The 4,584-nt window shown below is 51.8% G+C and carries 2 protein-coding genes and 3 pseudogenes; 3 read left to right on the plus strand and 2 right to left on the minus strand.

Annotated features, from left to right (window positions below):
• Positions 1–683: 683 nt before the first annotated feature.
• A complete protein-coding gene (locus FFR93_RS39975) occupies positions 684–1,349 on the minus strand; it encodes a RolB family protein (protein ID WP_246661430.1) in 666 nt (221 codons plus the stop codon).
• A 539-nt stretch (positions 1,350–1,888) separates the two neighbouring features.
• Between FFR93_RS39975 and FFR93_RS39980 the strand changes: the two are divergent.
• The 3 genes and pseudogenes from FFR93_RS39980 to FFR93_RS39990 all read left to right on the plus strand — a co-directional run.
• A pseudogene (locus FFR93_RS39980) lies at positions 1,889–2,098 on the plus strand (ATP-binding protein); the annotation flags it as partial.
• Positions 2,099–2,102: 4 nt separating this feature from the next.
• Positions 2,103–3,788: a XopAG/AvrGf1 family type III secretion system effector gene (xopAG, locus tag FFR93_RS39985; RefSeq protein ID WP_138397184.1), complete on the plus strand. Its 1,686-nt coding sequence runs from the start codon at positions 2,103–2,105 to the stop codon at positions 3,786–3,788.
• Positions 3,789–3,897: 109 nt separating this feature from the next.
• Positions 3,898–4,002: pseudogene (locus FFR93_RS39990) on the plus strand (IS6 family transposase); the annotation flags it as partial.
• 409 nt (positions 4,003–4,411) lie between these two features.
• Here the strand turns inward: FFR93_RS39990 and FFR93_RS40000 are convergent.
• A pseudogene (locus tag FFR93_RS40000) lies at positions 4,412–4,519 on the minus strand (IS6 family transposase); the annotation flags it as partial.
• Positions 4,520–4,584 lie beyond the last annotated feature (65 nt).

The raw sequence follows: 4,584 nt of genomic DNA on the forward strand, positions 1-4,584 counted from the left end.
TTGTAGCTGATGGTCGATGAGGTCATCTCAACCGAATTATCCGCCACCCGTTAAGTTGCCGACAACGTGACATCGCCGTGCGGAGCTACTGGCCGATGTGCTGCCGGTCGGCGGCGGCGGCAGGATATATCCTGATGTAAATGTCATGCCAGGTGCTCTCAAAAAATATGCACTAGTATTTTACGATGTCTAGAGTTGATAAATTGTCGTTTGTACAGTACAGTATATCGCCATTTTCGCTTATAATCATACCGGTATAGAGAGGAATCTATCTGCTCGTCCGTAGAGGTAACGAATATACTAATGAAAGTATATATACGCAGGTATGCAAGGCCGTTATTGGTTCACTGAAAAGTGCAGCAACATGTCACCATAGCGTACTATGCATGAAATAGACGATATTATTATTCGTGTTGGTGCAACGTCTTAGTGCAGATAACTGTGCGTACAGTCGTTTGTAAAAAAGTACTAAATGCAAGCATCTGGCCTGGCTTTGAATTGAAATCAACGAACAGTACAACAGTACAACAACATGACGCCACTGGCGCAGAAACGAGAAATAAAAACAAAAAAGGGTAAATAACAGCAACGGCAACACAAATACTATAACAAGCAAACGAGACGGACGTAAACATTGCGATGAGGGCCAGGACCAGCACCGCGTGTTGGCTGCGAGAGTGACACTACTCCTCCTCCTCCCCCCAACCAGTTGCAGCCGGCAAGTAAGATTCAGGCATACGGGGGGGCCAATTCATCTCTCCATGGGCCACGATGTCGAAGTGCCCTTTTGTTGAATCGCGGGTCCATACACCATCTCCTTGTGCCTGGAAGCGGTCAGTGGGAAAGATAGCGATGAAAGACTCCATGTTTTCACGCTCCACTTGATAGCACCATCGCCGGTGGTACTTATCACTTATACATTTAGGAGAGATCCACGGCTTGAATGGATAGAGGTCGAACGCCAGCACCACCCCAGGAAAATATGTACGTGGGACTGCTTCTAAGTTTCTGGCTTCAACACAGATTTTTACAATATCTGTGGGCAAATAGGCATACAAGGGGTAGGGATCTTGAGGGATGGTTTCAAACTCGATCTCTTCCATTGGAGTTTCGGTCATACAGGGCTCCGTTTCGAATTCCCCAAAATCTCTTTGAGGAAGTACCTCAGCTTGTTCATGAGCCCGCGCCTCAGCCAGCCACGTTTTCTGAGCCTCCATGACCGTCTCGAGGTAATCACGATATGCATCGACTGCCTGCTGAAGGCCATTTTTGCGCTCGTCTGTGGACAACTGCGTCAGGCAGATGCTGTCAAAGGTGGGGCGCGTGTAGGTTGGATAGTTGTCTGCCATGGTGAAGGTATGATGGAAGATAAGAGTGTGGTTTATATAGAATGAGGAGAGTTGACTGTGTGGTGGATGCACTGACGAAATGAGGCTTATATAGAGAGGGGCTCTCTTCCTTATTGGACCGCTTTTTTATATCTTTTGAATGTGTCCCTTGGGTCGCCATAGAAGTCGCCGCTTCCGTGTAGTCCAAAGGGCGCGACTTTAGCGAACTGCAAAGGGCAGCGGGATTGCTAAGTCAACAACGCGTCACATCCAACGTTTGGTTTGGTTTGGTTTGGTTTGGTTTGGTGGCAGGATATATGGCTTTGTAGCCTTTCTTTCTTTCTTTCTTTGTTTGTGTATTCGTTCACTCGGTAATCAGAGCTGGCTCGGAAAAATCGGACAGCCGGGATAAGTGGAATTTCTGCCTGCCTTCGGCTTATACGACATCTTGCTGAATTCGCCTCACGGGCTTCCCAAAACGCGATGATGACTTTGCCCCGTTGATATGATCCATTTTGAAGTAAGGTCTGGCCCATTGAGAGGACCAGGGAATGAACAGCAACGCCTGGCACGAAATGATCGGAGAAGCCACTTTAGCTGACGCGATCCTGGACCGTATGGTTCACAACTCACACCGCATAACTCTCGAAGGCGATAGCATGCGAAAGCGAAAAACGCCGGCCTTCTTGACAGGCGGCGAAATAACCGAAATCAATCACCTTAACATAAACAAGGCAACCGGAATTCGATCGCTTTCCAAGAGGACTTAGTGAGATGCGAATTGGGAGCAGGCAAGTTAAGGGCTTTTCGGCACTACGAATAGTTAACAGGCTGGGACAGGCCTTGAGAACAAGGACTGCGCGCCATGGAGCGGTCAACTCACCTGCTGTGCTTCGAACTCTGAGTACGGCAATGCCACCTGCGGGGAAGCATGCACAACCAAAGACTGGGCGTGCAGAGCAACGAGACAAAGGGGCAACGGATAGCGGAACGCAATCAAGCCTTTCAGCGCGCGCGTTGAAGTACGCCGTGTATATAGCTGCTGGTGGCTATGCCTATAATGAGATCGTCAATGACTTTCCGCTCTCCACCACATCACTGCATGACGGAAAAAAGGGATTTACCTCGGGTGAAAGGCTCAGGACGGCTCAGGCTAGAGCACGAGAATTTCACACGCGGTATCATACGAGCACCGCTGAAACTCAGCGTCTTAGCAAGCGGCCGCTAAATCCTATTCGTACCTGCGGCGATAGACAATTTGTCACCATGATTGACTACCGGGCAGCTACGAGTGTTCACATTGCGCGGCGGGTGGACTCCGCTGAGGCGCGCCGGTCGCTCGCCCTGAATCTGAACTGCATGAGGGGCCTTCTCGTGAAGGATAATTGCGTGGAAAGGTATGGGCCTCCTCAGGTCCCGAAAGATTTCGACCTAACGAAAAGCCCAATTTATGATAAAAAGAACAAGTATGCACTGACGGGAGTTTTCAACGACCAGACCGGCGCCTACGGCTACACGTCAAGGTCGATTACTCACCCCTTCATTAACAAGGGCGCGCAGCACGTTAGGAATACTTTGCGAAGCGAGAAGGGCTTATCCCCAAAGGAATGCGTCGAGGCGCTCGAACCCCTTTTGGTCGATGAGACCCTCGGCCTTAGCGACCAGGCGCAGTTTGCGGCCGGTCAGACCATCCTAAACTTCAGACAGGTATATGCTGCTGAGGCGCACTGGGGACATGCCGAAAACGTTGTGATGAACACTCTGATCGAGCATGGTTTGCTCTCTAAGGAGGAAACCGAAAAGCTCGATGCCACGCTAATGTTCGAGGATCCTGGAAAGAATAAGCTGAAGCGCAATTCCAGTTTGGTGGGCCCATGGTTGCACAAACTCGACACTCGGCTCCAGGAAGTGCGATGCGGCTATGATCCCGAGTCGGTTGAGGATCTGAACCACCGGGAAATCGCAGGCATGAAGAACTTGCCCGTCGCTCACTTCAAATTGAATGAGAAGGGCGACGGATTCGAAGATTGTTCTGGACTTGGTGACTCGTTCACATGCGCAAACGGCGTCGCCTGCATCAATCACGCGCGTTTGATGAGTGGTCAGCCACGTCTCTCAAAGAAGGAGGTCATAGTGATCGTAGCCTGCTTCAACGCCGTATACGACGACACGAGCTCAATTCGGCATACACTTCATGAGATAGCCCGTGGCTGTTTTGTGGGCGCTGGATATACTGTCGAGGATGCGGATGCGTTCTACCGCGACGTCTGCCAAAAAGCGGCGAAAGAGTATTATGGCGGCAGAAATCTATCGGACCCGCTGCAAGGTAATTCGCCTAATGCAAGCCCTGCAGAAGAAAGCGGCCTTGGGGACAACCGCGCCCCGCGACGATCGTGCGACCCCGATATACGACTGTTTGCAGAGCGCTCGCGTGACCGCACTCAAGGACTTTGCTTGTGAAGCAACGCGATGCCCTGTTGTTGACACGCTTTAGGCGATGCATTTTGGATGGATCGGCGACCAAATATGAGCCGCAATGGCGGAAGCCGCGTGGCGCCCCTGCGCCGGACAAGGCCGTTCGCCGCGTGTGACGATCACCGACAAGCTTCGATCCTACATTGCGGCGAAGCGGGATATCATGCCAGGCGTCGAGCATCGATCGCACGAGGGGCTGATGTGATGGACGGGCGTTGTCACGTTGTTTTGGTCGCGGTCGTATGAATCCAAAATTCAAATCGGGAGCACCTTGACCTCAAAGACATTCGCCGGGCCCTGCGAGCCCCGCTCGCACGCCGTTCGTTGGTCACCTAGTCCTATTTCGCAGCTGCTCATCAACAAGAATGCCGTTGCATGCGTTTAGCTCAAGTATGTTAGGTTCCGCCAATATATCAGGGTGCCCGCCGGCCTGGAGTTCAACTACGTACTGAACGTTACTCCCCCCGTCGATCGGAGCTTGATCCAAGGGCACAGCGTTGCGATGCAGTGATACCTGTCGGCCATTACCATCGAAGAAGAAGATGTCCAGTGGGAGCGGCGATGTCACGTTGTTTGATCAACGGCCGAAAAGTCGCTTGTCGGTAAACTCAGACAATTGCAGCGGTCACGGCCTTCCACTGTGCCATGGCGCGGATCCGATGAATATGGGTGGCTAGGGCTGAGTGTCTCTGGTGCGGCGCGACGGCGATGTCACGTTGTTTCATGGACGCCTGAACAAGGCGCTTGTTTGTGACGTCAGGCAGTTGCGCCGGTCACGGCT

Source organism: Rhizobium sp. MHM7A (assembly GCF_005862215.1).
Lineage (GTDB): Bacteria > Pseudomonadota > Alphaproteobacteria > Rhizobiales > Rhizobiaceae > Rhizobium > Rhizobium bangladeshense.